Origin of the sequence: Mesorhizobium sp. M2E.F.Ca.ET.219.01.1.1 (genome assembly GCF_004016445.2) — a bacterium.
Taxonomy (GTDB): Bacteria; Pseudomonadota; Alphaproteobacteria; order Rhizobiales; family Rhizobiaceae; genus Mesorhizobium.
Genome location: NZ_SADT02000001.1, coordinates 1,173,658 through 1,196,329, shown reverse-complemented (window position 1 = coordinate 1,196,329; position 22,672 = coordinate 1,173,658). Strand labels below are relative to the sequence as shown.

General features: G+C 63.4%; 19 protein-coding genes. 6 read left to right on the top strand and 13 right to left on the bottom strand.

The annotated features are described in order from the left end of the window. Window positions 1-87 precede the first annotated feature (87 nt). Window positions 88-717, top strand: coding sequence for a TetR family transcriptional regulator C-terminal domain-containing protein (locus tag EN862_RS05605; protein ID WP_127863995.1), 630 nt, complete (start codon window positions 88-90; stop codon window positions 715-717). A gap of 130 nt (window positions 718-847) precedes the next feature. Here EN862_RS05605 and EN862_RS05600 read toward each other — a convergent pair whose 3' ends face one another. Next, window positions 848-1,720, bottom strand: a complete 873-nt coding sequence (locus EN862_RS05600) for a helix-turn-helix transcriptional regulator (RefSeq protein ID WP_127863184.1) — start codon at window positions 1,718-1,720, stop codon at window positions 848-850. A gap of 103 nt (window positions 1,721-1,823) precedes the next feature. Here EN862_RS05600 and EN862_RS05595 point away from each other — a divergent pair, with 103 nt between their 5' ends. Next, complete coding sequence (locus EN862_RS05595) at window positions 1,824-2,669, top strand: SDR family oxidoreductase (protein ID WP_127863183.1); 846 nt, start codon at window positions 1,824-1,826, stop codon at window positions 2,667-2,669. After that, window positions 2,666-3,388, top strand: coding sequence for an SDR family oxidoreductase (locus EN862_RS05590; RefSeq protein ID WP_127863182.1), 723 nt, complete (start codon window positions 2,666-2,668; stop codon window positions 3,386-3,388). The genes EN862_RS05595 and EN862_RS05590 overlap by 4 nt, the downstream gene beginning before the upstream one ends. A gap of 252 nt (window positions 3,389-3,640) precedes the next feature. Here the strand turns inward: EN862_RS05590 and EN862_RS05585 are convergent, their stop codons facing one another. From EN862_RS05585 to EN862_RS05565, 5 genes are all read right to left on the bottom strand, one after another. Then, window positions 3,641-4,099: a carboxymuconolactone decarboxylase family protein gene (locus EN862_RS05585; protein ID WP_127863181.1), complete on the bottom strand. Its 459-nt coding sequence runs from the start codon at window positions 4,097-4,099 to the stop codon at window positions 3,641-3,643. Window positions 4,100-4,129: 30 nt separating this feature from the next. Continuing rightward, on the bottom strand, window positions 4,130-4,648 hold the full coding sequence (locus EN862_RS05580; RefSeq protein ID WP_127863180.1) for an Rrf2 family transcriptional regulator: 519 nt from the start codon (window positions 4,646-4,648) through the stop codon (window positions 4,130-4,132). A 357-nt stretch (window positions 4,649-5,005) separates the two neighbouring features. After that, window positions 5,006-6,319, bottom strand: a complete 1,314-nt coding sequence (gene preA / locus EN862_RS05575; protein ID WP_127863994.1) for an NAD-dependent dihydropyrimidine dehydrogenase subunit PreA — start codon at window positions 6,317-6,319, stop codon at window positions 5,006-5,008. 2 nt (window positions 6,320-6,321) lie between these two features. Next, on the bottom strand, window positions 6,322-7,686 hold the full coding sequence (locus tag EN862_RS05570) for an NAD(P)-dependent oxidoreductase (RefSeq protein ID WP_127863179.1): 1,365 nt from the start codon (window positions 7,684-7,686) through the stop codon (window positions 6,322-6,324). Window positions 7,687-7,800: 114 nt separating this feature from the next. Beyond that, window positions 7,801-8,535: a gamma-glutamylcyclotransferase gene (locus EN862_RS05565; RefSeq protein ID WP_127863178.1), complete on the bottom strand. Its 735-nt coding sequence runs from the start codon at window positions 8,533-8,535 to the stop codon at window positions 7,801-7,803. Between the two features lie 322 nt (window positions 8,536-8,857). Between EN862_RS05565 and EN862_RS05560 the strand changes: the two genes are divergently transcribed. Then, complete coding sequence (locus EN862_RS05560) at window positions 8,858-9,634, top strand: VOC family protein (RefSeq protein ID WP_127863177.1); 777 nt, start codon at window positions 8,858-8,860, stop codon at window positions 9,632-9,634. 308 nt (window positions 9,635-9,942) lie between these two features. Here the strand turns inward: EN862_RS05560 and EN862_RS05555 are convergent, their stop codons facing one another. Then, entirely contained in the window at window positions 9,943-10,431 is a 489-nt protein-coding gene (locus EN862_RS05555) for a hypothetical protein (protein WP_127863176.1), read from the bottom strand. Between the two features lie 198 nt (window positions 10,432-10,629). Here EN862_RS05555 and EN862_RS05550 point away from each other — a divergent pair, with 198 nt between their 5' ends. Beyond that, a complete protein-coding gene (locus EN862_RS05550; RefSeq protein ID WP_127863175.1) occupies window positions 10,630-11,028 on the top strand; it encodes a DoxX family protein in 399 nt (132 codons plus the stop codon). 82 nt (window positions 11,029-11,110) lie between these two features. On the opposite strand, the gene EN862_RS05545 is transcribed toward EN862_RS05550, so the two are convergent. Next, window positions 11,111-13,537: an FAD-dependent oxidoreductase gene (locus EN862_RS05545; protein ID WP_127863174.1), complete on the bottom strand. Its 2,427-nt coding sequence runs from the start codon at window positions 13,535-13,537 to the stop codon at window positions 11,111-11,113. Window positions 13,538-13,614: 77 nt separating this feature from the next. After that, complete coding sequence (locus tag EN862_RS05540) at window positions 13,615-15,153, bottom strand: trimethylamine methyltransferase family protein (RefSeq protein ID WP_127863173.1); 1,539 nt, start codon at window positions 15,151-15,153, stop codon at window positions 13,615-13,617. A gap of 211 nt (window positions 15,154-15,364) precedes the next feature. Between EN862_RS05540 and EN862_RS05535 the strand changes: the two genes are divergently transcribed. Continuing rightward, window positions 15,365-15,955 (top strand): transglycosylase SLT domain-containing protein, encoded by a 591-nt coding sequence (locus EN862_RS05535; RefSeq protein WP_041012174.1) that lies wholly within the window; start codon window positions 15,365-15,367, stop codon window positions 15,953-15,955. A 13-nt stretch (window positions 15,956-15,968) separates the two neighbouring features. Here the strand turns inward: EN862_RS05535 and EN862_RS05530 are convergent, their stop codons facing one another. The 4 genes from EN862_RS05530 to EN862_RS05515 form a co-directional block, all read right to left on the bottom strand. Then, window positions 15,969-18,290: an ABC transporter ATP-binding protein gene (locus EN862_RS05530; RefSeq protein WP_127863172.1), complete on the bottom strand. Its 2,322-nt coding sequence runs from the start codon at window positions 18,288-18,290 to the stop codon at window positions 15,969-15,971. A 52-nt stretch (window positions 18,291-18,342) separates the two neighbouring features. After that, window positions 18,343-19,500, bottom strand: coding sequence for an ABC transporter permease (locus EN862_RS05525; RefSeq protein WP_127863171.1), 1,158 nt, complete (start codon window positions 19,498-19,500; stop codon window positions 18,343-18,345). Between the two features lie 12 nt (window positions 19,501-19,512). After that, window positions 19,513-20,547 carry an ABC transporter permease gene (locus EN862_RS05520; RefSeq protein ID WP_127863170.1) on the bottom strand — a complete coding sequence of 345 codons (1,035 nt, stop codon included), beginning with the start codon at window positions 20,545-20,547 and terminating at the stop codon, window positions 19,513-19,515. A gap of 219 nt (window positions 20,548-20,766) precedes the next feature. Further along, on the bottom strand, window positions 20,767-22,425 hold the full coding sequence (locus tag EN862_RS05515) for an ABC transporter substrate-binding protein (protein WP_127863169.1): 1,659 nt from the start codon (window positions 22,423-22,425) through the stop codon (window positions 20,767-20,769). Window positions 22,426-22,672 lie beyond the last annotated feature (247 nt).

Sequence of the window (22,672 nt, the reverse complement as noted above, 5' to 3'; positions counted from 1 at the left end):
AAAGCGCGCTCCACAGCCCAAGGAAAAACTGGTCCAGACAATTGGTCCAGATAGTCACCGCGGCGGCCTGCAAGGATGACGGACACGATGGAAGGCTCCGCTCCCCGCCGCACCCGCATCCAACAAGAAAAGCGCGAGCTGATTCTCGAAGCCGCGCTCGAAGTCTTCTCTGCAAACGGCTTTCGCGGCTCGACCATCGACCAGATCGCCGAAGCCGCCGGCATGTCGAAGCCCAACCTTCTCTATTATTTCCGCCGCAAGGAAGACATCCACGAGACATTGATGCAGCGCCTGCTCGACACCTGGCTGGCGCCGCTGCGCGAGCTGGACGACATCGGCGACCCGCTGACGGAGCTCAGAAGCTATATCCGCAGGAAGCTGCAGATGGCGCGCGACTTCCCGCGCGAAAGCCGCCTCTTCGCCAATGAGATCCTGCAGGGCGCGCCACGCATCAAGCCGATGCTGGAGGGCGAGCTGAAGACGCTGGTCGACGAGAAAGCCGCCGTCATCAAGGGCTGGATGCGCGCGGGAAAAATCGCCCGCACCGATCCCTGGCACCTGATCTTCTCGATCTGGGCGACGACGCAGCACTATGCCGATTTCGACGTCCAGGTCCGCGCCGTGCTCGGCGCCGATCGCGGCGGCGACGGCCGCTTCGAGGACGCGGCAAGGTTCCTCGAGCAGTTGTTCCTGGATGGGCTGAAGCCGAAGGGTTAGCGAAGCGTCAAAAGGGTAAAGCGGATGACGCTGACCTACCAACCGCTTGGCTGTGCTGACGCTGGCGATTGGCCGAAACCCCTCAGCTTCGTCATCCACGGGCGGAGGGGCTGCCGCCACCCTGCCTATCTCAGGCGCTGCGCCGCTCGGTTGGAAGCTCGTCGAGCAGTTTCTTCAGCTTGGCGACCGAGTTCTGCTCTGCCAGTGGCGTGTAGACGATCAATCGCATATCCGAACCGTCGTCAATCGACAGGCTCATATGCTCGAACGTCATCGCGCCGGCGAGCGGATGGCGCAGACGCTTCATGCCAGACAGACGATGCACCACATCGCGCTGCGGCCACCATTCGCGAAACTCCGGGCTTGAGCGCATCATCAGCGCGATCAGCCGCTCGAAATCCGGATCGCCCGTGTATTTCGCGCTCTCGGCGCGGAACGCAGCGAGCGTTGCGCGGGCTACTTGTTCCCAGTCGACCAGCAGATGCCGCCGATGCGGATCGGTGAACACGCCGTGGATGATGTTGCGGGCATCGCCCTCCAGCCGGCCGTAATCGCCGAAGACGGCGACGGCCGCGTCGTTCCAGGCCAGCACATCCCACCGCGGGCCGACGACATAGGCGGGCTGCAGGACCAGGCTTTGCAACATGTGCAGCAAGGGCCCCTCGACCTTTCCGGCAACGATGCGCCGCCGCTCCGGCTGCTGGCGGCCGGCCAGCGTGAACAGATGCCGCTGCTCGGCGGCGTCGAGCCGCAACGCCTGGCAGAGCGCCGACAGCACCTCGACCGAGGGCCGCACGTCCCTGCCCTGCTCCAGCCAGGTGTACCAGGTCGTGCCGACGCCGGCGATCATCGCCACTTCCTCGCGCCTTAAGCCCGGCGTGCGCCGCCGTGCGCCGCAAGCGATGCCGGCGGCATCAGGCGAAAGCCTTTCGCGGCGGGAACGCAGGAACGCGCCGAGCTCGCGCCGGCGGTGATCTTCGGGGGAATGAGCGATGGCATCCATGCGTCTATTATAGCAGTATTGATACCAGGATAAAGTTTGAACTGTTTGAGACGCGCGCCGTGTCCCATCTTTGCGTTCAGAGCAGCGCAAGGAGGGTCTGGACATGGAACTCAAGGACAAAACCATTCTCGTCACCGGCTCGACCGACGGCGTCGGCCGGGTGGTCGCCGAAAGGCTCGGCGCCGCCGGCGCCCGCGTGCTGGTGCATGGCCGCGACGAAACTCGCGGCAAGGAAGTCGTTGCCGCCATCGAGGCCAAGGGCGGCAAGGCGGAATTCCTCGCAGCCGATCTCGCTTCGCTGTCCGAAGTGCGCAGCCTCGCCGAAGCCGTGCGCGCAAGAACCGACCGGCTCGACATCCTGATCAATAATGCCGGCGTCGGCACCGGCGGGCAAAGCGCCAAACGGCAGGTCAGCGCCGACGGCTACGAGCTGCGCTTCGCCGTCAACTATCTCGCCGGCTTCCTGCTGACGTCGGAGCTTTTGCCTTTGCTCAAGGCAAGCGCGCCGGCGCGCATCGTCAATGTCGCGTCGGCCGGCCAGCAGGCAATCGATTTCGACGACGTCATGCTGACGCATGGCTATAGCGGCGTGCGCGCCTACTGCCAGAGCAAGCTGGCGCAGATCCTGTTCACCGTCGATCTGGCGGAACAGCTCGACGGCACCGGCGTCACCGTCAACGCGCTGCATCCGGCAAGCTACATGGACACCACGATGGTCCGGCAGGCGGGCGTCACGCCATGGAGCTCGGTCGAGACCGGCGCCGACGCCATCCTCAACCTCGCGACATCGCCGGCACTCGAAGGGCGCAGCGGCCGCTATTTCGACGGCCAGCGGGAATCGCGCGCCGACGCCCAGGCCTATGACGAAAAAGCCCGCCGCCGATTGCGGGCGCTGAGCCTCGAACTGATCGGTCACCCATCACCAACATCCAGGGAACAGCACTCATGAGCGAGACCATCCAACATTGCGTCATCATCGGCGGCTCGTCCGGCATCGGCCTCGCCACGGCCAGGCGGCTTGTCGGCCCCGGCATGAAAGTCACGATCACCGGCCGCAACGAGGAGAAGCTGAAAAGCGCCTGGAAGAGCCTCGACGGCACCGTCGGCAAAGCGGCATTCGACGCCACCAAGCCGGATGAAGTCCGGCAGTTCTTCGAGCGTCTCGGGCCGTTCGATCATCTGGTTCTGGCCGCGAGCGGCGGCAAGGGGCTGGGACCGTTCGCGACGCTCGACCTCGCCGATATCGCGAGCGGCGTCGACGAAAAGATCCGGCCGCAACTGTCCTGCCTGCAGGCGGCTTTGCCGACCTTGAACAAAGCCGGATCGGTCACCTTCATCTCGGCCGTTTCGGCGCAGATCGCGGCGCCCGGCGTCGCCGGCATCGGCGCCATCAACGGCATGCTCTTGACCGTCGCGCCGATCCTGGCGGTCGAGCTGAAACCGCTGCGCGTCAACGTCGTGGCGCCCGGCGTCATCGACACGCCCTGGTGGGACTTTTTGCCGGACGAGCAGCGGCGGGCGGTGTTTGCCGAATATGCCGGCAAGACACCGGTCGGCCGGATCGGCCGCGCCGAGGATGTCGCCGAGGCGATCGCCTTCCTGGTCTCCAACGGCTTCATGACCGGCCAGGTGCTGACCTGCGACGGCGGTCTAAGGTTCGCGGCGTGAGTGGTAGTGGGCGAAAACCCGACGTCAGCGCTGCCCCTCATCTGGCTGCCGTCATCTTCTCCCCGTAAACGGGGAGAAGGGGTTCGCGTCAGCGATTTCGCCAATCTCCAAGCTTGCAGAAGGGTGCGGACGCCGCGACCAGCCCTTCTCCCCGTGAACGGGGAGAAATGCCCGGCAGGGCAATGAGGGGCAGCGCCAACATCAGAAAATAGCTCGCCGACAACTGAAACGCCCTCGCGCCGCCCCGTTCGCTCAGGCGGCCTTCGCCTTCTCGACCGGATGGACGGAGCGGAAGGGTATGGCGAGGCGATTCCACATATTGATCATGCCAACCAGCACGGTCAGCTTCACAAGTTCCTCCTCGGAAAAATGCTCCAGCGTGGCGGCGTAGAGATCGTCCGGAACGCCGTTGTCGGAAATGTTGGTCACCGCCTCGGTCCAGGCGAACGCCGCCCGCTCGCGCTCGGAAAACAGCGGCGATTCCTTCCAGGCGGCGACCAGATAGAGGCGCTGCTCGGTCTCGCCGTCGCGCCTGGCCTCACGGCTGTGCATGTCGACGCAGTAGGAGCAGCCATTGATCTGCGAAGCCCTGAGCTTGACCAGATGGATCAGGCTGGCCTCCGGCCCGCTCTCCTCGACAGCCGTGTTGAGCTCGGTCACTGCCTTCATGAGAGCCGGCGCCTTGGCATAAAATTGAAGTCTCTGTTTCATCGTCTTTGCCTTTCCACATTGTCTGGCGGGTTAAGTCTGTTTGGGTGAACCGGATTTCTGCGGCCGCTGGTGGCGCTCGACGAAAGCGCAGCTCGCGGCATAGGACCGCGGATCGCCTTCGGCGGCGTATTCGGCCACGACGTCGGACAGCTTCACTTCGGCAAGCGCCGCCCGATAGGCGCGTTCCGCCTTGAGCATCGCGGCATTGATGCCGCAGGGCTTCACATAAGCCGAGGCGTCGATCTTGACCGGGCCGCGCTGCCGAATTTCGCCGCACCGAAAAGCAGGCTCCCGCCCCTCGACCGCCAGCACGATATCCAGCAGCGTAATCTGTTCCGCCGCCCGCGCCAGCCGGTAGCCGCCCGCCGGTCCCGGCACCGATTCAAGAATCCGCGCCACCGTGAGCTGATTGAGATGCTTCGACAGATAGCTCGGCGACAGCCCGAAACACTCGGCCAGCGCCGCGCCGGGCATGGTGCTGTTGCCATCGAGGCTGGCCAGCGTCGCCGCACAGTGGATGGCCGCCTCAACGCCATCGCCCAGTTTCATGGTGCCGATCTCCTATTCTTGGATATCTCTTATCGTGGATATTTTTTATCTGCAATAGGAAAATGAAATTCCAGCGCTAAGTCACAACGGTAATTTGAGAGAACGGCGCCTTCGCAGAACTTGGGTTCCTCGCACCCCGCGAAGCGGGGGAGAGGTGGCCCGGCGAAGCCGGGACGGAGAGGGGGACGCCCTCCGCTAGGTCAAAGCCGGTCAACGCCGAGGCGCGAGGAAGGCAAAAGGCAGGTCAGGACCTCCGGCCGTTTCCAGCCGCCGCCAAGGCCCCTCTCCGGCCTGGCTTCGCCAGGCCACCTCTCCCCACTCTCGTGGGCGAGGAACCTAAATTCTGCGAAGGCTCCCCTACTCCGCCGCCACCTTGGCCATCGGATTGTTGGGGTGCGTCGTCCAGTTGGCGTAGATCGGCGACACTGGCTTGCCGGTGCGCTCGTCCATCGCGCCGGCCGCCAGCGGCTCCATGGTGATGCACCCCTCCACCGGGCAGACATTGACGCAGAGATTGCAGCCGACGCATTCGGCTTCGATCACCTCGAAATGCCGGGTCCCATTGACCATGCTGGTGATCGCCTGGTGCGAAGTATCCTCGCAGGCGATGTGGCAGCGGCCGCATTTGATGCAGGCGTCCTGGTCGATATGCGCCTTGGCGACATAGTTGAGGTTGAGATACTGCCAGTCGGTGACGTTGGGCGTGGCGCGGCCGATGATGTCGGACAGCGAGGCGTGGCCCTTCTCGTCCATCCAGTTTTCCAGGCCGGCGATCATCTCCTGCACGATCTTGAAGCCATAGGTCATCGCCGCCGTGCAGACCTGCACATTGCCGGCGCCGAGCGCCATGAATTCGGCAGCGTCGCGCCAGGTGGTGACGCCGCCGATGCCGGAGATCGGCAGGCCGTGGGTTTCGGGATCGCGCGCGATCTCGGCCACCATGTTCATGGCGATCGGCTTCACCGCCGGACCGCAATAGCCGCCATGCGAGCCCTTGCCGTCAATGGTCGGCTGCGGCGCGAAACTGTCTAGATCGACGCCGGTGATCGAGTTGATGGTGTTGATCAGCGACACCGCGTCGGTGCCGCCGGCATGCGCGGCCCGCGCGGGCTTGCGGATGTCGGTGATGTTGGGCGTCAGCTTGGTGATGACGGGCATGCGCGTGTACTGCTTGCACCAGCGCACCACCATTTCGATATATTCCGGCACCTGGCCGACCGCCGAGCCCATGCCGCGCTCGCTCATGCCGTGCGGGCAGCCGAAATTGAGCTCGATGCCGTCGGCGCCGGTCTCCTCGACCAAGGGCAGGATCGCCTTCCAGCTTTCCTCCACGCAAGGCACCATGATCGAGGCGATCAGCGCCCGGTCGGGCCAGTTCATCTTGACCTGCTTCATCTCGCGCAGATTGGTCTGCAGGTCGCGGTCGGTGATCAGCTCGATGTTGTTCAAGCCCAGCAGCCGTCGGTCAGCGCCCCAGATCGCGCCGTAACGCGGGCCGTTGACGTTGACGACCGGCGGGCCCTCTTCGCCCAGCGTCTTCCAAACCACGCCGCCCCAGCCCGCCTTGAAGGCGCGCTCGACATTGTAGGCCTTGTCGGTCGGCGGCGCCGAGGCCAGCCAGAACGGGTTTGGCGACTTGATGCCGATGAAATTGTTGCGGATGTCTGCCATGCTCATGCCCTCCCGTTAGAGGTCAGTGCCCGGTGGATGCTCTCGGCCGCGTCGCGCCCTTGCGCCACCGCCGAGACGGTGAGGTCGTCGCCGCCGAAGATGCAGTCGCCGCCGGCCCAGACTTTGGCCAGCGAGGTGCGGCCTTCCGCATCGACCTTGATGCGGCCGCCTTCGAGCTCGATCGCTTCGCTGCTGCCGTTGAGATGCGCCGGCACAAAACTCTGGCCGATCGCCTTGAACACCTGGTCGGCAACGAGCGTGAGCCGTTCGCCGGTGCCGGCGAGCTTGTCTCCGCTCATGGCGGTGTATTCGAGCTCGATCGCCGACACCTTGCCGTTCTCGGCAATGACGCGCTTCGGCTGCAGCCAGTGGCGGATGGTGACGCCGTTGGCGGCGGCCAGATCCTGCTCGAAGCCGGAAGCGTTCATATGCTCCTGGCCACGGCGATAGCAGATCGTCACCTCTTCAGCGCCGAGCAGCTTCGACTGCACCGCGGCATCGACCGCCGTCATGCCGCCGCCGATGACGACGACGCGCCGGCCGACGGGCAGGCTGGAGAGATCGCTTGCCTGGCGCAGTTCGGCGATGAACTCGACCGCATTGGCGACACCGTCGGCGTCTTCGCTCTCGGCGCGCAGCGCATTGACACCGCCGAGCCCCATGCCGAGGAACACCGCATCATAGTTGCGCATCAGGTCGGCCAGCTGGAAGTCTCGGCCGAGCGCCTTGCCGTTCTGGATATCGATGCCGCCGATCGCGGTGACGTAGTCGACCTCGGCCTGGGCGAAATCGTCGACGCTCTTATAGGCGGCGATGCCATATTCGTTGAGGCCGCCGGCCTTCGGCCGCGCCTCCAGGATCGTCACCTCATGGCCGTGACGGGCAAGGCGATGCGCCGCCGCCAGCCCGGCCGGCCCGGCGCCGACCACGGCAATGCTCTTGCCCGTCGCTTCGGTGCGCTTGTAGAACTGCTTGCCCTCGCTCATCGCCACATCGGTGGCATAGCGCTGCAGCCGGCCGATCTGCACCGGCTTGCCTTCGGCCACCTCGCGCACGCAGACCTCTTCGCACAGCGTCTCGGTCGGGCAAACGCGGGCGCACATGCCGCCGAGGATGTTCTGGTCGAAGATGGTCTTGGCCGAGCCCAGCGGATTGCCGGTGGCGATCTGGCGGATGAACAGCGGGATGTCGATCGAGGTCGGGCACGCATTCATGCACGGCGCGTCGTAGCAGAAATAGCAGCGATCGGATTCGACCAGCGCCTCGTGGTGGTCGAGCGGCGGATGCAGGTCGGAAAAATTCTCGGCGTATTGCTCGGAAGACAGCCGGCCGCCGGCAATGCCTTCGATGAAATGACCAGTCGCCATTCCAGTTCCCCTTGTTGTCGTTTTGGGGAAGGCTAGCACGTTTTATTTTTTTATCAATTGGTCAATTTTCGGCCAAGCCGCTGAAATGGTTGAGTAAAAACATGACAAATGAAGTCATGTTATGGCTACTTCGGTAACCTCTGCGGTGTCGTGGCTTTTGACCCTGTGGCCGTGGATCGACCGTATCTCGTCCGCCACCAGTTCCTGCAGCCGCCACAGATTGCGGTCATGGATGCCGAAGGTCTCGAGATGGCTGACGGTGTTGTAGAGGTATTCGGCGCCAGAGCCGACATGGCCGCACGCGCGCGCCAGTATTTGCGCTACCCTTTCCAGCGGCTGCCCGAGCGACGTCCCCCTGCCGGTCACGCCGACCCAGAAGCCCAGCGCCCGCACCCGACCTTGCGCCGTCCGCACCGGAACCCATCTGACGGAAGCGACGCTCTCATGGTCGTCGATCTCGCGTCGCAACAGCCTCTCGATCTGGGCCGGCTTTTCGCCGTCCGGCAGGCGGTAGATGACGCCGTCGCAACGCCCGCCGCGTTCCAGAGCCATCATCAGCCCCGGCTGCGCGGCGCTGCCTCGCCAGCGGACCATGTCGAGACAGAAGGAGCGATGCCAGCCATGCGCCGAGGCGCGCTGCTGCTCGACGGACTCGAAGGCCGGCTTCCAGATCAGCGAGCCATAGGCGAACACCCAAAGCGGTCCCTCGTCGGCTTCGCCGGCAAGACGCGTGGCGAGCGCGCCGAAATCGTCGTCGCTGAGCTGCGTCCACTCCCCGCTCGGACCGGGATCGATCTCCTCGCGATGGCAGAGCGCGACAAGCTCAGGCGTGAGCGACATCTGGCGCATGGGAAAACGCGAACCCCTCTTTGACGGCAGCAAAGTCGAAAAGTGCTGGCTATGCAAGATCAGGGGAGCGCAGCGCCTTGCCGACCGGGATTTTCGGCCCATGTCGGATTTCTGTCGCCAGGATCGTCCTAAGGTGTGTTGAGGTTTAGGTCAGGCCGCGCCGAAAACGGCGATTTTCGAGAACCGGAGCGGAGCGTACTTAAGTACGTGAGCACCGGAAGCGCAGGAAACCACCGTTTGCAGGCCGGCATCACCTGAACCTCGACATACCTTAGGATGGATCGAACAACGATCGCTGCCTGAAACGGTGAGGAGACCAACCATGCCGAAATCCCCGCAACCTTTCTTCTGGTACGAATTGATGACCACCGACCTCGACGCCGCCGAGGCCTTTTACACTGCCGTCGTCGGCTGGAAGGCCGAGCCCTTCGACAAGGCGCCCGGCATGCCCCGCTACATCGTGGTGAATTCAGACGTGCGCGGCGTCGGCGGTCTGATGACGATGCCGGAAGAACCCGCCAAGAGAGGCATGCCGCCGGCCTGGCTAGGCTACATCTACACCAAGGATGTCGACGCTTCGACCAAGGCGCTGCAAGATGCCGGCGGGGCGGTCCATCGCGCGCCGGACGATATTCCTGGCGTCGGCCGCTTCGCCGTCGTTGCCGACCCGCAGGGCGCAGCCTTCATGTTCCTTCAGCCCAACCAGCCCGACCAGCCGCCGGTTCCCGCGACCACGCTTGGCCATGTCGGCTGGCATGAGCTCTACACCTCGGACTGGAAGGCGGCCTTCGATTTCTATTCCAGCCAGTTCGGCTGGACGAGCGCCGGCGAATTCGACATGGGCGAGATGGGTATCTACAAAACCTTCGGCGCCGGCCCCGAATCCGGCGGCGGCATCATGAACAAGCCGCCGCAGATTCCGGTTCCCGTCTGGCAGTTCTATTTCAACGTCGACGCCATCGATGCCGCCGCCAAGCGCGTCACCGACAAAGGCGGCAAGGTCATCATGGGACCGATGGACGTGCCGAGCGGCCAGTGGATCATCCAGTGCCAGGACCCACAAGGCGCGCATTTCGCATTGCTGGCACCGGTGCGGTAGAATTCTCTGTCCCTCGGGCGGGTAATCGCATATGGCGCTCCCCCTCTCCGTCTCGGCTTCGCCGAGCCACCTCTCCCCCACTTTGTGGGGGCGAGGAACCCAGGCTTTTCAAGGCCGCGACATCCTCAGTTAACGTCTCCTCGCCCCCACGAAGTGGGGGAGAGGTGTCCGCGCAGCGGACGGAGAGGGGGCAGCGCTGCCGTCTGCGATTGCCCTTCCTCTTGGGAGATGTGCGATCGGCCTTTCCCAACTGCTGCGAAGGACGGAGGGAACAGAGGCGCTATCCGCCGCCCCGTCTCTTAAACTGATCACTCCGGCGTCAGCACCGCCAGCTTCAGATCGGCCTTTTTCGCGCCGCTGACCTGGATGATCGCGGCACCACCAGCGAGCTTGAAGCGCACGCTCTTGCGGATTCCCGGACAGGTCTTCACGCCGCTGAAAGCCCCCGATTTCACGGTCTTGCCATCCTGTACCACATCGATCCAGGCCTCATCGGACAGGCTGAGCTGCAGTTCGCCCCCGGGCGGCACGGTCACGCTGGCCGTCGCGCCGAATGTGCCGTCTGCCGGCGCACGCTCCGGCGGTACCTCAAAGCTGACCGTGTCGGCCGCCGCGAGCGTGAGATCCACCGCTTCCCCGACCGTCAGCGTGGCGCCTGTTTGCGCGGCGGGCGCCTCCGGAAACAGCGCCTGCTCGCGTTCAACCGGCCATTTGAAGGCATCGCAGCCGGTATCGGCGGCCATGGCGAAGCTGGTGCCAGCAAGGATTGCGATGAGGCCGATGATGACTTTTCTCATGATGAAGGGACTCGCGTGGGTTCGGTGCATCAGACAGAGATACAACTATAAGGATATATTTGCAACCATGGCGAGAAGAAATATCGGCGATTGAAACCACCTCCACTCACCGATTGTTGATGGTTGGCCAAGGGGAAGTGAGTGGTCCGTCGCCGGGCGATAATTTAAGGCCCCGGGCGGGGGAAAATTGGAGTTCAGATGAAGCTTTTCGAAAGCCTTGCCCAGTACCGGCCTCAGGCGCTGGGCATATTGCGCGTCATGACCGCCCTGCAGTTCATCGAACATGGCTCGCAGAAGCTGTTCAACTTCCCGGTGAGCGCGGAGCCGCATGCCCTCACCGGATTGACGACGGCTGCCGGCATTCTCGAATTCGCCGGCGGCATCCTTCTGGCGCTCGGCCTCTTCACCCGTCCGGTCGCCTTCCTGCTCGCCGGCGAAATGGCCATCGCCTATTTCATGGCGCATTTCCCGCGCGACTTCTTCCCGGCCAACAACGGCGGCGACGCAGCCATCCTGTTCTGCTTCGTCTTCCTCTATCTGTTCTTTGCCGGTCCGGGCGCCTTCGCGGTGGACAATCGCGACAGCGCCAGGGCTTGATGTCAACATGCGCGCCTGGAAGCTTTTTGTTTTGACGCAATTCCGGACGGAAAACCGCTTCGCACTTTTTCCTGGAATTGCTTTAGCCGCGCATCCGCTCGAAATTGGCGTCGAACAGCGGCGCCGGCTGGATGCGCGCCGCATGGCGCTTGCCGAGGATCTCGATCTCGAAACCGTTCGGTCTGTCGGCGATCTCCTTCGGCACATAGCCTAAGGCGACCGACTTCTTCGCATTGTGCGCGTAACCACCGGACGTGACCCAGCCGCGCACGACGCCGTCATGCCAGATCGCCTCGTCGCCGATCACATCGGCATCGGCGGTGTCGACGATGAAGCTGCGCAGCCGAAGCTTGCCGCCCTCTCTGCGCTCCGCGAGCGCGGCCTCCTTGCCGATGAAATCGGCGTCCTTGCCATAGGCGACGAAGCGGTCGAGCCCGGCCTCGACCGGCCCGTAGATCGGCCGGTATTCGCGCGCCCATGAGCCGTAATTCTTCTCGAGCCTGAGCGCATTGAGCGCGCGCGAGCCGAACAGGCCGATGCCGAATTCCCCTCCCGCGGCGACCAGCGCCTGGTAGGCGGCGCGCTGGTATTCCGGCGCCACCCAGATCTCGTAGCCGAGATCGCCGGTGTAGCTGACGCGGCCGACAAGGCACGGCGCCATGCCGATATCCATCCGCGCGACCGCCATGAAGGGGAATGCCGCGTTGGAAGTGTCGGCGCGGGTGACCTTGGCCAGAACCTCCCTCGCCTTCGGTCCGGCAATCGCAAGGCCAGTGAGCTTCTGGCCCAGCGCTTCGATCCACGCCGAGCCATCCTTAGGCAGATGCGCCTCGAACCAGCGCATATGGTACTGCTCGGCGATGCCCGAGCCGGCGATGAACCATTCTTTGTCGTCGATATTGGCTAAAGTGAAATCGCCGATCAGCCTGCCGTCGTCCTTCAGCATCGGCGCCAGCGTCATGCGGCCGCGCTTGGGCAGCTTGCAGGCGAAGATGCGGTCGAGCCATCCAGCCGCGTCCTCGCCCGTCACCTTGTATTTGGCGAAGTTCGAGATTTCCGACAGGCCTACGCCGTTGCGCACCGCCGCGACTTCCTTGGCGACATGCTCGAAGTCGGTTGAGCGCCGCCAGGAGAACTCATCCTTGACGCCCTCCGGCGCATACCAGAGCGGCACTTCGAGCCCATAGGACACGCCCCATTGCGCGCCCTTGGCGGCAAGCGCGTCATAGAGAGGCGTCGTCTTCAGCGGACGCCCGGCCGACAGCTCCTCGTTGGGGAAGCGGATCGAGAAGCGGCGCGAATAATTCTCGCGCACCTTGGCGTTGGTATAGGCCATCGTCGCCCAGTCGCCATAGCGCGCCACGTCCATCGCCCAGATGTCGGCGCCGGGATCGCCCTCGATCATCCAGTTGGAGAGCGCCAGTCCGACGCCGCCGCCCTGGCTGAAGCCGGCCATCACGCCGCAGGCGACCCAGAAGCCGGGCAAGCCTCGCACCGGACCGACCAGCGGATTGCCGTCGGGGGCGAAGGTGAAGGGGCCGTTGATGATCTGCTTGATCCCGGTCTTCTGGAAGGCCGGGAAATGGCGGAAGCCGACTTCCAGCGACGGCGCGATGCGGTCGATGTCCGGCTCCAGCAATTCGTGGCCGAAATTCCATGGCGTGGTGAACTCCGACCACACCTTGTTGGCCTTCTCATAGGTGCCCATCAGCATGCCGCCGCGCTCCTGACGCAGATACAGCTCGCCATCGAAGTCGACCGCGTGGATGATCTCGGTGCCGGTCTTCTTGTTCCAGTCGGCTACCTCCGGCATGTCCTCGGTGATCAGGTACATGTGCTCCATCGCCAGCACCGGCAATTCGAGCCCGACCATGCGGCCGACCTCGCGCGCCCACAGCCCGCCGGCATTGACCACATGCTCGGCAATAACATCGCCCTTGTTGGTGATGACGCGCCACAACCCGTCGGGACGGCGCACGATATCCTCGACCTTGGTGAAGCGCTCGACCTCGGCGCCCAGTTTCCGCGCCGCTTTGGCATAGGCATGCGTCACGCCGGACGGGTCGAGATGGCCGTCCTCCTTGTTGCGAACCGCGCCGACGAACTGGCTGGGGTCGATGAGCGGCATCAATTCCGCCGCTTCCTTGGCCGAGATCACTTCGAGGTCGATGCCGAGATAGCGGCCCTTCGAAACCACGCCGCGCAGCCAGTCGAGCCGCGCCTCGGTCGCGGCCAGCAGCACACCGCCGGTGAGATGCACGCCGGTCGCCTGTCCGGAAAGCTCCTCGATCTCCTTGTAGAGCGAGATCGTGTATTTCTGCAGCTTGGCGACGTTGGGATCGCCATTGATCGTGTGCATGCCGCCAGCCGCATGCCAGGTCGAGCCCGAGGTCAGCTCGTCGCGTTCCAGAAGCACGACATCGGTCCAGCCATGGCGGGCAAGATGGAACAGCACCGAGCATCCGACGACACCGCCGCCGATGACCACGACCTTTGCATGCGACTTCATGGGTTTTCTCTAATATCAGGATGTTAGACGGTTAAGCGGATTCAGGATGGTAGGGCGTTGACTCAAAATGGGAAGCATCACGGCTCGCCCTGCCCGATCGCTTCCTTGCGGCGCGCCATATAGGCTTCGAGCGCCTCGCGCACGGCGGGGTCCATGGCCGGCTGGACATATTCCTCCAGCGCCTTCTTCCACAGCCGCGTCGCGCGCGCCGTCGTGTCGAGCCCGCCTGCCTCCTGCCAGGCCTCGTAATTCTGCCAGTTGGAAAGCATCGGCTGGTAGAAGGCGGTGGCGTAGCGCTCCAGCGTGTGCGGCTCGCCGAAGAAGTGGCCCCCGGTCGGCACCGCGCCCAGCGCCTCGACCGCGAGTTCCGCCTCGTCGACAACGATCGGGCGCAGGAATTCCATCATGTGCTGGATCATCTCGACATCGATGATGAGCTTTTCGAACGAAGCCGTCAGCCCGCCCTCCTGCCAGCCGGCCGCATGGTAGACGAGATTACCGTGGCCGAGCACCGCGCCCCACAGCGCCATCATCGTCTCATAGGCACCTTGCGCATCTGCTGCGTTGGAGGCCGATCCCGGCGTGGTGCGGTAGGGCAAGTTGTAGCGCCGCGCCAACTGCCCGGAGGCGATATTGGCCTTGGTGTTTTCCGGCGTGCCGAAGGCCGGCGCGCCCGACTTCATGTCGACATTGGAGGTGAAGGCGCCATACATCACCGGCGCGCCGGGACGCACCAGCTGCGTAAGCACGATGCCGAACAGCGCCTCGGCATTTTGCTGTGCCAGCGCGCCGGCCAGCGTCACCGGGCTCATCGCGCCCATCAGCGTGAATGGGGTGACGGCCACCGACTGGCCGTATTCGGCCATGGTCATCAGCCCCTCCGCCATCATCTCGTCGAAGCGGCGCGGCGAGTTGACCGAGATGATGGTGGTGACGCCGGGGTCCCGGGCCATCTCATCCAGCGTCAGCCCACGCGCGATCGCCATCATCTCGATGCCGTCGAGCGCCCTGCCCCGCCCGATCGCCGAGACATGAAAACATTTGTCGGTCAGCGTCAGATTGGCGAAATAAGTGTCCATATGCCTTGTGTTCGCCGGCAGCTCGATCGGCGCGCAGACCTGGTTGCCGAGCATATGGATGCAGTTGAAATGCTGCGCCAGCCGCACGAGGTCCGAATAGTCGGCGAGATTGCCGGCGCGGCGGCCGCGCTCCATGTCGTGCACATTGGGCGGGCCGGCCACCAGCGTGAAGTTGATCGTGCTGCCGCCGAGATGGATGGCTCGAGCCGGATTGCGCGGGGTAAGCGTGTAGCTGCTGCGCGTCGAGGTCAGCGCTTCCTCGACCATGCCGCGGTCGATGCGTACATTCATCGACCCGTGGTCGACCTTGGCGCCGGCGCGCTCGAACAGCGACATCGCCCGCGGGCTCATCACCTCGATGCCGAAATTCTCCAGGATATGCATCGATGCCTGGTGGATGGCCTCGATCTGGTCGGCCAAGAGCAGCGCCATCGGCGAGTAGGGATTCTCCACCCGCCGCGGCGGCAGTTGCGGGATAGCGGCTGGCCCGCGGTTGCTGGTGCGCTCGGCGCCTCGCTTGCGTCTTGGTTCGCTCATGCGCGCATCAGAGCGCCGGCATCAGATACGAGCTGTCAGGAATTCGCCATTTGCCGGCGTGATTTTAGCCAAGGCGGCATTTTTGAAAATCGATGAACAGAATAGCGACCTATATGGTCGCAATATCGATACTCGGCTTTTCGCGCCGTCCGCGTCCGCGTTAAGGAACCTCGCAAGACTCCTTTTATGATTTCGGCCTATTCGTCTTCCAATGCGTAGGTCGAGTTTTAGTAAAATTGTCGCTGTTTCCGTGCTGCTGGCGCTGTCAGCCTGCGCGACGGCGCCCAGCCACATCAACAATGTCTGCGCCGTTTTCGACCAGAATGACGGCTGGTTCGACAACTGGCAGTCCGCCGCCGAGCGGACCGAGCAGAAATACGGCATTCCCGTTCCCGTGCTGATGGCGACGGTGCGCAAGGAATCCGGCTTCAAGAGCAATGCCCGCCCGCCGCGCACAAAGCTGCTCGGCTTCATCCCGTGGACGCATGTCTCGAGCGCCACGGGCTACTCGCAGGCGCTCGACGGCACCTGGTCGCAATATCAAAGCGAGACCGGCAACTGGGCGGCGCGCCGCACGCGCTTCGCCGACGCCATCGATTTCGTCGGCTGGTACCACTCCAAGACCGCCGACACGTTCGGTGTCGCCCGTAACGACACCTATAATCTCTATCTGGCCTATTATCTCGGCTGGACCGCCTATGGCCGCGGCAATCGCGGCGACGCCGGCGTTCAAAGCTACGCGCGCGCCACCGACCAGATGGCCCGCGACTACGCAGCGCAGCTACGGCAATGCGGCAGTTGACCCTTCGCTTGGTCTAGTGCCGCCTTGTCGTGTCCTTGGGCCTTGGGACACCGGTTTCCGAATCCTCGTCGCGCACTTCATGGCGACGGGCTCGCATGCCAGCCTCGCCCTGCTCCACGGCATCTCCGATCTCATCGGCTGCAGCGCTGCCTGTTTTGCCACGCGGCCGCTTGGGCGCCGTTCCGGCAGGGCCCGGCCCCGCGACATGCGGCGCGTCATCCGGCACGCCTTCATGCGCGGCATGCTCCTTGTCGAACTTGATGACCTGCTCCATCTTGGCAAGCACATCGTCCGAAAGCCAGCACAGGCTCGTATGGCCGCCGCCGAGATTCTTCACTGGCGGCACCTTCGTCTCGCATAGATTGTCCGGCACCAGCTTCTTGTAGCCACAGCGCGTCTGGAACGGGCAGCCGGTCGGCGGGTTCATCGCCGACGGGATGTCGCCCTCGAGCACGATGTGCTTCTTGACCACGCTGGTGTCGGCGATCGGGATCGCCGACAGCAGCGCCTCGGTATAGGGGTGGTAGGGCGGCGAGAAGATCTGGTCGGTCGTGCCCTGCTCGACGATGTAGCCGAGATACATGACGACGACGCGGTCGGCGATGTAGCGCACCACCGACAGATCGTGGCTGATGAACAGCATCGTCGTCTTGTTTTTGCGCTGAATGTCCATCAGCAACTCGGTCACCGCCGCCTGCACCGAGACGTCGAGCGCCGAGACCGGTTCGTCGGCCACCACCACCTTGGCATCGCCGGCAAAGGCGCGCGCGACACCGATGCGCTGCTTCTGTCCGCCCGACAGCTGGCGCGGCTTGCGGGTCTCGAAGGCCCTGGGCAGCTTCACCAGGTCGAGCAGCTCCAGCATGCGCTGGCGCCGCTCGGCGGCAGTCTTGCCGACATTGAACTTTTCCAGCGTGCGGATGATCTGCGAGCCGACGCTGTGGCTGGGGTTCAGCGTGTCGAACGGGTTCTGGAAGACCATCTGGATCGACGAGACCGTATCGACGCCGCGGCTCTCGATACCTGTCGACTGGATTTCCTTGTTGGCCAAGGTCACCGTGCCGGAGCTGGCGGTCTCGAGGCCGAGCAGCACCTTGGCCAGCGTCGACTTTCCGCAGCCGGACTCGCCGACGATGGCCACCGTCTCGGATTCGCGCGCGGTGAACGAGATCGTCTCGTTGGCCTTGACGACGCGGCCTTCGCTGGAGCCGAACACCTCGCTGCCGCCGACCTTGTAGTATTTCTTGAGGTCCTGGATCTTCAGCACCGGCGCGCCGGGCTCGACCTTCTCGTTGACCTTCTTGGCGCCGGGCGGCAGCGCCTCCCAGTCGATTTCGTTGAAGCGCACGCAGCGCGAGAAATGCCCCTCATGGCCCTCGACCGGGACCATCGGGATTTCGGCGGCGTTGCAGACGCCCTCGACGAAATGGTGGCAGCGCGGCCCGAAATTGCAGCCCTTCGGCCGCTCATGCGGCAGCGGCAACTGGCCGGGGATCGAGATCAGCGGCCGTGAATTCTTGTCGGCGCCGGGCAGCGGGATCGAGCGGAACAGCCCCTGCGTGTAGGGATGGCGCATCCGGTCGAACACGTCCTCGATCTTGCCGGTCTCGACCGCTTCGCCGGAATACATCACCGTGATCTTGTCGCAGGTCTCCAGGATGAGGCCGAGGTTGTGCGACACGAAGATCATCGAGGTGCCGAACTTCTCGCCCAGACCCTTGACCAGCTCGACGATGCCGGCCTCGACGGTGACGTCGAGCGCGGTGGTCGGCTCGTCGAGCAGCAAGAGCGCCGGCTTCGACAACAGCGCCATGGCGATGACGATGCGCTGCTGCTGGCCGCCGGAAAGCTGGTGCGGATAGGAGCGCATCATGCGCTCGGGATCGGGCAGCTTCACCGCCCGCACCATCTCCAGCGCGCGGTTATACGCCTCTTCCTTCGACACCTTGTCGTGGATCAGCGGCACTTCCATCAGCTGCTGTCCGATCTTCATCGCCGGATTGAGGCTCGCCATCGGCTCCTGGTAGATCATGGCGATCTTGTTGCCGCGGATGGCGCGCAGTTCCTCGTCGGACATCTCGCCCATGTCCCGGCCCTGGAACTTGATGCGCCCGCCGACGATCTTCCCGATGTTGGAGAGGTCGCGCATGATGCCGAGCGACACGGTCGACTTGCCGCAGCCGGATTCGCCGACGATGCCCATCGCCTCTCCGGGCATCACCGTGCAGGAAAAATCCATTACCGCCGGGATCTCGCCCTTGCGGGTGAAGAAGGAGATCGAGAGGTTCTCGATCTCGATGATTGGTTGAGCTGGATCTCGAACTGCCTCGTTCATGGGTCGCTCCAATCCTAAATTGTTCCAGCAGGTAGGGCCTGAGCCCCAGCCATCAATCCTTCATCGACTGTTCGCGCAGCGAGTCCGCCAGAAGATTCAGCCCCAGCACGAACGACATCAGGGCGATCGTCGGCGGCAGCGCCGGGTGGATGAAGGAACGCAGCAGCCGGCTGGCGTCCTTGATCGCGGTGCCCCAGTCGGGGCTTTCCGGCGCCAGGCCCAGGCCGAAATAGCCGAGCGTTCCGAGCAGGATCGTCGTGTAGCCGATGCGCAGGCAGGCATCGACGATCAGCGGACCGCGCGCATTGGGCAGGATCTCCCACAGCATGATGTACCAGGGCGATTCACCGCGCGTCTGCGCCGCCGCCACATAATCGCGCGTCTTGATGTCCATGGTCAGGCCGCGCACGATGCGGAACACGCCGGGGCTGGAGGCGAACACCACCGCCACGAAGATGTTGAGCTGGTTCGGATCGATGTGGACGATGTGCAGCGGGTCCCTGTCGAAGACCAGGCCGACATAGATCCAGCCGCCAAGGACGAGCGTGATGCCGAGCAGGATATAGAGCCGGTCCGGCCGGTTCTTGAACCGCGTCCAGAACAGGACGCTGAAGAAGATGATCGGGAACAGGAAGAACAGCCCCGCCATCGCATAGGGGATCGGCGTGTCCATGATGCCCGGTGTCACTAAGAGGTAGAACAACAGGATCACCGGGAAAGCCAGCACCAGATTGGCGAGGAAGGACAAGAGCGTGTCGATCCTGCCGCCATAGTAACCGGCCGGCAGGCCGAGTGTGATGCCGACCATCAGCGCGAAGCCGGTGGCGGCAGGCGCGATGATCAGCACGATCTGGCTGCCATAGACCATGCGCGAGAACACGTCGCGTGCCAGCTTATCGCCGCCGAAATAATAGATCAGCTTGGACGTCGGCTCGACCGCGCCGGGCAGCGCGTCCTTCATGATCGAGACCTGCGCCAGGGGATCGAAAGGCGAGATCGTCGAGGCGAAGATTGCCGTGAACAGCCAGAACAGGCAGATGAACACGCCGGCAATGCCGACGCCGCTGTCGAAGAGCTGGCCGTAAAGGCCAAGCCGCTTCTTGTAGGCGAAGCTGACACCCATCACCAGGATCAAACCGATCCACACCGGCCAGAAGCGCCAAAGCACGCCGACAACGATGTCGAAGGCATTGATATACTCGGTCTGCATCGGCCCTGCCCCTTATTGAACCCTGATACGCGGATTGAGGAACGCGTAGCCGACATCCGAGATGAGTTGCGTGATCAAGACGATGAACACCGAAACCAGCGAGCAGCCGAGCAGAAGGTCGATGTCGTTGTTGCCGGCAGCCTCGACCAGCGTGTAGCCGAAGCCCTGGTAGCGGAACATCACCTCGACGATGACGACGCCGGTAAGCAGCCAGGGAAACTGCAGCATGATGACGGTAAACGGCGCGATCAAAGCGTTGCGCAGCGCGTGCTTGACGACCACGCTGCCGAAGGACAGGCCTTTGAGGCGGGCAGTGCGGATGTATTGCTGCGTCATCACCTCCACCATCGAGGCGCGCGTCATACGCGCGATATAGCCTATGCCGTAGATGGCCAGCGTCATCACCGGCAGGGTGAAATTGTAGAATGTGAGGCCCTGGCTCGCCGAGGCCGCCGAGCCGTTAAGCCAGCCCAGCCACGAGGCGAAGATAACGGTGAAGATGACGCCAGACACATATTCGGGCGTCGCCGTCGAGGCGATCGAGGCGACAGACAGCGTGCGGTCGGTGCGCGAGCCCTCGCGCATGCCGGCAAGGATGCCGATCAACAGCGAAATCGGCACCATCACCGCCAGCACCCAGAACATCAAAAGCCCGGTGGCGCCGAGCGCCGGGAAGAGCTTCGAGGCAACGGTCGTCTTGAATTTGGTCGAGCAGCCGAAGTCGCCTTCAAGCACACCGGAGAATGTCGGCACGACCGGGTCGTTGCAGAAGGAGAAGCGCTGCGCCGGCTTTCCGGTCGCCGGGTCGGTGATCGGCTGCTTGGGCAGGACCCCCAGCCACTGGCCGTAGCGGACGAAGAAATTCTGGCGGTAGCCATGTTCGACCAGCCAGTTCTCAAGCTGCTCGGCGGAGGTATGCATCTCGGTCTGGCTGATCGCCAGCTTCTTCAGATTGGGACCGAGATTGATCAGGAAGAAGACGATCAGCGTCAGGCACAGCATCGTCAGCGCCATGGTGCCGAGACGTCTCGCAATGAAAGAAAGCATGGCGGGCCCCTGCCGATGGGTTGGGGAGCCTCTCTGCCCGATATCCCACCGCGAGGCGGAACAAGCCGGCAAACAGACGTCCGAATGCGATCAACCGTGTTTATTGCATGAGCCTGCTCGACGAGTCCGCAACTTTTTTGCTGCAGCGGCTCTCCGGTTCCGGCTCATGCAAAGGAAGGGGACAAAGGAGCGGAGCGCCCCTTTGTCCATTCGCTCGGATCAGGCCTCGTCGAGCCAGATCTTGCCGTAGTCGCGCTCGAAGGTCGGATGCATCTTGTAGTTCTTAACAGCGGCAACCGAATGGCTGTAGAGCTTGCGCCAGTAGGGCTGGATGATGATGCCGGAATCCTGCAGGATCTGCTCGATATCCTTCATCATGCCCTTGCGCTTGGTGGCGTCGGCGACCGACAGCGCGGCGTTGAGCTTGGCATCCCAATCGGGATTCGACCAGGCGGTCTCGTTCCAGGCTTCGCCGGTGCGGTAGGCCAGAGCCAGAACCTGGACACCGAGCGGCCGCATGTTCCAGTTGGTCATCGAGAGCGGATACTTGGTCCAGTCGTTCCAGAAGGTCGAGCCCGGCAGAACCGTGCGCTTTACCTTGATGCCGGCATCGCGCAGCTGCGCCGCGATCGCGTCGCCGGTGTTCTTGTGCCAGTCCTCGTCGACGGTGATCAGCTCATGCTCGAAATCGGCCTGGCCAGCTTCCGCCATCAACGCCTTCGCCTTGGCCGGGTCGCGCGCGATCTTCGGCAGTTCGTAGTATTCTGGATGAATCGCGCAGACATGGTGGTTCTCGGCGACGGCGCCGGCACCGCCATAGCCGAGCTGCAGGACGACCGCATTGTCGACGGCGAGTTGCAGGGCGTTGCGAACCTTCTGGTTGTCGTAAGGCTTGTTGTTGACGTTGGAGCGGCAAACGATGGTGGCTGCGGTGACCACTTCCGACTTGACCAGCTTCATGCCGTCGAGGATCGACACATAGTCGGCCGACGTCTCGAAATTGGTGTGCACTTCACCCGCCTCGAAAGCGCTGACCATTGCTGCCGGATCGGTGCCGTAGTCGATGAACTCGACGCCGTCGAGGAACACCTCGCCGTCCCACCACTTGTCGTCGGAACGGCGCTTGTAGACCACCTTCTGGCCGACGTCGTAAGAGACCAGCTCGAACGGACCAGTGCCGATCGGGCAGGCTTTGAAGTCGCCACCCTTTTCGTCGAATGACTTGTGGACGAGCAGAGCAACATAGTCGCAAATGCCGGGAATGATCGTGATGTCGGGCTTGGTCAGCGATAGCTTGACCGTCATGTCATCGACCTTGGTGACCGCGCCTTCACGGAGCTTGCCGGTCTTGTCGTCAAACAGCGTGCCAAGACGGCCGGGCATTGAATTGCCTTCGGCGGCCTTTTCGCCCCAACGGTTGAAGTTGTGCACCACGTCGTCGGCAGTGAAGGCATCGCCGTTGTGCCAGGTAACGCCCTTGCGCACATGCAGCACATACTCGGTGGCATCGTCATTAACGTCCCAGCTCTCGAGCAGATAGGGACGGAACGTGTATTCGGTAGTGTATTTGACCAGCGGCTCAAGCGCCTGACGCTCGGCGTTGGCGATCTCCGACCAGTCGGACTTGCGCGGGTCCTTCGGATCCTTGACCCACTGTGCGACCTTCAGGACGCCGCCCTTCTTGCCCTGCACGTCCTCGGCCCTGGCCGGGGTCGGATCGGCGAGGCCGATCAGGCCGTAGGCCATCGCCGTGGACGCTCCGAAAACGCTGGCGAGCGCCAGGAATTCGCGACGATCCACCTTTCCCGCCTTGGCTTCTTCGGCCATTTTCAGGATGTGATCCGGAACGCGATCACCGTTGCTTGTATAGATTGCCATGACTTGCTCCCATTGTTGGCTTTCCGCCTTTTAACATTCCGCATCCAGACCGCCTTGTCAAAGACGGTTTGGGCTAGGAACATGTTAGGGAATGTGCATCTTTGGATGCAACCCGGTTCGCGCGATAACGACAGTCTTGGCGCAAATTTGCTAGCGCGACGCGATTTCCAAAAAATCGTCGCGTGCGATTAAATCAATACATTTGACAACGATAAGGGCGCCGCATTCGCAGCGGGCAGCCGGTCGA

Bases quoted from the DNA above. Each gene is read 5' to 3' on its own strand.
- EN862_RS05540 (WP_127863173.1), bottom strand. From the start codon at position 15,153: ATGAGCGAACCAAGACGCAAGCGAGGCGCCGAGCGCACCAGCAACCGC.
- EN862_RS05550 (WP_127863175.1), top strand. From the start codon at position 10,630: ATGAAGCTTTTCGAAAGCCTTGCCCAGTACCGGCCTCAGGCGCTGGGC.
- EN862_RS05580 (WP_127863180.1), bottom strand. From the start codon at position 4,648: ATGAAACTGGGCGATGGCGTTGAGGCGGCCATCCACTGTGCGGCGACG.
- EN862_RS05595 (WP_127863183.1), top strand. From the start codon at position 1,824: ATGGAACTCAAGGACAAAACCATTCTCGTCACCGGCTCGACCGACGGC.
- EN862_RS05525 (WP_127863171.1), bottom strand. From the start codon at position 19,500: ATGCAGACCGAGTATATCAATGCCTTCGACATCGTTGTCGGCGTGCTT.
- EN862_RS05585 (WP_127863181.1), bottom strand. From the start codon at position 4,099: ATGAAACAGAGACTTCAATTTTATGCCAAGGCGCCGGCTCTCATGAAG.
- EN862_RS05600 (WP_127863184.1), bottom strand. From the start codon at position 1,720: ATGGATGCCATCGCTCATTCCCCCGAAGATCACCGCCGGCGCGAGCTC.
- EN862_RS05515 (WP_127863169.1), bottom strand. From the start codon at position 22,425: ATGGCAATCTATACAAGCAACGGTGATCGCGTTCCGGATCACATCCTG.
- EN862_RS05605 (WP_127863995.1), top strand. From the start codon at position 88: ATGGAAGGCTCCGCTCCCCGCCGCACCCGCATCCAACAAGAAAAGCGC.
- preA (WP_127863994.1), bottom strand. From the start codon at position 6,319: ATGGCAGACATCCGCAACAATTTCATCGGCATCAAGTCGCCAAACCCG.
- EN862_RS05560 (WP_127863177.1), top strand. From the start codon at position 8,858: ATGCCGAAATCCCCGCAACCTTTCTTCTGGTACGAATTGATGACCACC.
- EN862_RS05530 (WP_127863172.1), bottom strand. From the start codon at position 18,290: ATGAACGAGGCAGTTCGAGATCCAGCTCAACCAATCATCGAGATCGAG.
- EN862_RS05565 (WP_127863178.1), bottom strand. From the start codon at position 8,535: ATGCGCCAGATGTCGCTCACGCCTGAGCTTGTCGCGCTCTGCCATCGC.
- EN862_RS05545 (WP_127863174.1), bottom strand. From the start codon at position 13,537: ATGAAGTCGCATGCAAAGGTCGTGGTCATCGGCGGCGGTGTCGTCGGA.
- EN862_RS05555 (WP_127863176.1), bottom strand. From the start codon at position 10,431: ATGAGAAAAGTCATCATCGGCCTCATCGCAATCCTTGCTGGCACCAGC.
- EN862_RS05570 (WP_127863179.1), bottom strand. From the start codon at position 7,686: ATGGCGACTGGTCATTTCATCGAAGGCATTGCCGGCGGCCGGCTGTCT.
- EN862_RS05535 (WP_041012174.1), top strand. From the start codon at position 15,365: ATGCGTAGGTCGAGTTTTAGTAAAATTGTCGCTGTTTCCGTGCTGCTG.
- EN862_RS05590 (WP_127863182.1), top strand. From the start codon at position 2,666: ATGAGCGAGACCATCCAACATTGCGTCATCATCGGCGGCTCGTCCGGC.
- EN862_RS05520 (WP_127863170.1), bottom strand. From the start codon at position 20,547: ATGCTTTCTTTCATTGCGAGACGTCTCGGCACCATGGCGCTGACGATG.